Origin of the sequence: Flavobacterium sp. UBA4854, assembly GCF_002399805.1 — a bacterium.
In the GTDB taxonomy this organism is placed as follows: domain Bacteria; phylum Bacteroidota; class Bacteroidia; order Flavobacteriales; family Flavobacteriaceae; genus Flavobacterium; species Flavobacterium ginsengisoli.
Genome location: NZ_DHEI01000070.1, coordinates 27,209 through 30,850, shown reverse-complemented (window position 1 = coordinate 30,850; position 3,642 = coordinate 27,209). Strand labels below are relative to the sequence as shown.

The 3,642-nt window shown below is 32.1% G+C and carries 2 protein-coding genes and 1 pseudogene; 2 read left to right on the top strand and 1 reads right to left on the bottom strand.

Features of this window, described 5'->3' with window-relative positions; translation table 11 throughout:
• Window positions 1-777 (top strand): M1 family metallopeptidase (locus B3J44_RS10160; RefSeq protein ID WP_286968269.1); only part of this gene is annotated, 777 nt, incomplete at its 5' end.
• 158 nt (window positions 778-935) lie between these two features.
• On the top strand, window positions 936-2,591 hold the full coding sequence (locus B3J44_RS10155; RefSeq protein ID WP_278021681.1) for a M1 family metallopeptidase: 1,656 nt from the start codon (window positions 936-938) through the stop codon (window positions 2,589-2,591).
• A gap of 238 nt (window positions 2,592-2,829) precedes the next feature.
• Here B3J44_RS10155 and B3J44_RS10150 read toward each other — a convergent pair.
• Window positions 2,830-3,642 (bottom strand): annotated as a pseudogene (locus B3J44_RS10150) (hypothetical protein); the annotation flags it as partial.

Genomic DNA, 3,642 nt, shown 5'->3' with positions numbered 1-3,642 from the left:
AAATTAGTCGAAGTTCCGTATTTGGGAATGGAGCACCAAAGTTCTGTAACTTATGGGAACAACTATCAAAATGGGCATAACGGACATGATATAAGCGGAACGGGTTGGGGATTGAAGTTTGATTATATCATTATTCACGAATCGGGTCACGAATGGTTTGCCAATAATATTACTTATAAGGATATTGCCGATATGTGGATTCATGAGAGTTTTACAACGTATTCAGAAGTTCTTTTTATCGAATATTATTACGGAAAAGATGCCGCAAATGAATACGCGAGAGGAATTAGAAAAATGATTGCTAATAAAGAGCCTATTATTGGGTATTATGATGTAAACAGAGAAGGTTCTGGCGATATGTATCCAAAAGGCGCCAACATGATTCATACGATTCGTCAGGTAATTAATGATGATGCGAAGTTTAAATCGATTCTTCGTGGATTGAACAAAACGTTTTATCATCAAACCGTTACCACAAAACAAATTGAAGATTATATTAGTAAAGAATCTGGAATTGATTTTAGTCCCATTTTTAATCAGTATTTGAGAACGCCTCAGGTACCTGTTTTTGAATATTATTTTAAAAATAAAAAATTAGCTTATCATTGGATTAATTGTCACGAGAACTTTAATCTTCCTTTAAAGGTAACTTTAAACGGCGAAGAAACTTGGCTAAAACCAACAACTGATTGGCAAGCCAAAGATTTAAATAGCGAAAAAACATCTTTAGCTGTAGATAAAAACTTTTATATTATTGAATCTAATATCACAAATTAATCTTTGTAATTAGTTGAAAAACTGAAACCCAATAAATTTCTTATTTATTGGGTTTGTTTTTTATGAAGAAATCATAAAATTTTAGAATTCTTAATTCGAATGTTTACATTTGTGACAGATTAAGTTCGAATACTTTTTTTATTTTATAATTCTAACTAATGAAAAATTACTTTGGAAGCATTTTAGGTGCTTTTCTAATTGGTTTTACTGCCAATGCTCAGGGACTTTTAAACAAGTCAGAAACCGTTTTTACACATCAGGATACTTTACGCGGAAGCATCACAAAAGAAAGAGCTTGGTGGGATTTAAAATATTATCACCTTGACGTAAAGGTTAAGCCTGCTGAAAAATTTATTTCAGGTTCAAACACTGTTCGTTATACTGTTTTAACAGAAAACAACCGCATGCAGATTGATTTGCAGGAACCAATGAATATTACCAAAGTAACGCAAAATGGTAAAGAATTAAAATTTGAAAGAGATGGGAATGCGTTTTTCATCACTTTAAATGAAAAACAAAAAGTTGGTGCAGTAAAAGAAATCGTAGTTTTCTTTGAAGGAAAACCAAAAGAAGCTGTTAGAGCTCCTTGGGATGGTGGTTTCTCTTGGAAAAAAGATAAAAACGGAAAAGATTTTATTGCTACATCTTGCCAAGGTTTAGGCGCGAGCGTTTGGTGGCCTTGCAAGGATCATATGTACGATGAAGTGGAGAATATGCTAATAAGCGTTAATGTTCCTGGAGATTTAACTGAGGTCTCTAACGGAAGATTACAAAGCGTAAAGAAAGAAAAAGACGGAACTAAAACTTTCAATTGGTATGTTGCCAATCCGATCAATAATTATGGTGTAAACATCAACATTGGAGATTATGTTAATTTCTCTGAAGTTTTCAAGGGAGAAAAAGGAAATTTAGACTGTAATTATTATGTTTTAAAAGACAATCTTGCTTTGGCAAAAGAGCAGTTTAAAGATGCTCCAAGAATGCTTAAAGCTTTTGAAAACTGGTTCGGGCCTTATCCTTTCTACGAAGACAGTTATAAATTGGTTGAAGTTCCGTATTTAGGAATGGAACACCAAAGTTCTGTAACTTACGGAAATCAATACAAAAATGGTTATTTAGGACGTGATTTAAGCGGAACAGGTTGGGGATTAAAGTTTGATTTTATCATTATTCACGAATCAGGTCACGAATGGTATGCTAACAATATTACTTACAAAGATATTGCTGATATGTGGGTTCACGAGAGTTTTACCAATTATTCAGAAAGTCTTTTTGTAGAATACTACTATGGTAAAGAAGCTGGTGCTGAGTATGTAATTGGATGCAGAAAAAACATTAAAAATGACACGCCAATTATTGGGCATTATGATGTAAACAATGAAGGCTCTGGCGATATGTATCCAAAAGGAGCTTCAATGCTTCATATGATTCGTCAAGTTATTAATGATGATGCAAAATGGAAATCGATTTTACGAGGCATGAACAAAACGTTCTATCACCAAACGGTTACTGGAAAACAAATTCAAGATTATATTAATGAGCAATCTGGAATTAACTTCAATAGAGTTTTTGCTCAATATTTAACTACAACTCAAATTCCGGTTTTTGAATATATGTTTAAAAATGGAACGTTCGGATATCATTGGACAAATTGTGTAGCGAAATTTGATATGCCGGTAAGAGTGAAATTAAACGGCGTTGAAACATGGTTGAAACCAACTACAGAATGGCAATCGGTTAAAACAACAAACGAAGATAGAAAACTAGAAGTTGATAAAGATTTCTATGTTACTACTTCTAATATTGTCGAATAAAAATTCGACAATTTTCAATTTTTTAAATCCCAAATTCCAATTTTAAGTGGAGTTTGGGATTTTTTATTGGTTTTAATTTTTTATTCAGTGTGTCATTTCTCCTTCGTCGAAATGATAAATAGTGCGTAGCAATCGTGCGCTACTACCTTTGTCAAAGTTTTAAACTTTGACAAAGGTAGTAGCGCAAATAGTTTGGAATTTAGAATTTTATTCGGAGGCTTCGGGATTAGAATTTAAATTAACGGTTGTTAAGCTTTGCCTTTTCCTTAATTATATCCGCAATTTTTCGGTTCTCAATTTTACTTTCAAGCCAGGAAATAATATCAAGATACAAGAAAGCTCTTTTTTCGTAAGTGTTCTTTTCAAGTTCTACGAAACGAGCGTGCATTTTCTTGAATTCCTTTTTAATATCAGCAGGGTAGAAGTTGTTTAGGTTTCTTAAAAACTTGATAATCTCCTTTTGGACCTCATGCAAATCGTTCATCTTCAATAAGAACTTATAGGTGCTCTTTAGATGATTTTCTAAATAATAATCTTTTCCAAGCTCGTAATGTGCAATCAGAGATAATAATCTCGCGAAACACATTAAATCTTCGCGCATTGTCAAGTTCTTGTTGTTGATGATTTTATCTAAGTAATTAATGCATTCATTGTATTTTTCGTTACCAAAATAAATAGAAGCAATTTTATAGAAAAACAACATTTCGTGATGTTCGTCAAGATGCTCGCTGTGTAATTTTAGTTTATTTAAAATTTCGGGAATCAAATATTCGCTTTCCGCGAAAGTACCTTCTAGTATGTGTAGATTCAATTTATTGTTGTATACATATAAGAAAGACAATGAAGCAAGATTATCATTTGAAGGAAATTTAGGATCTGCAATGGTTTCTTCTAGAAGATTCAAATACTTTTTGAAATTCGATTTATACTTTAACATATAAAGCGATTCTAAGAAATAATGATTTCCTTTTAAGAAAAACACAGGATTCAGATAAATCATATTTGGATTATCATAAAAAAGCTGTACCCATTTATAAGCAAATTTATAACT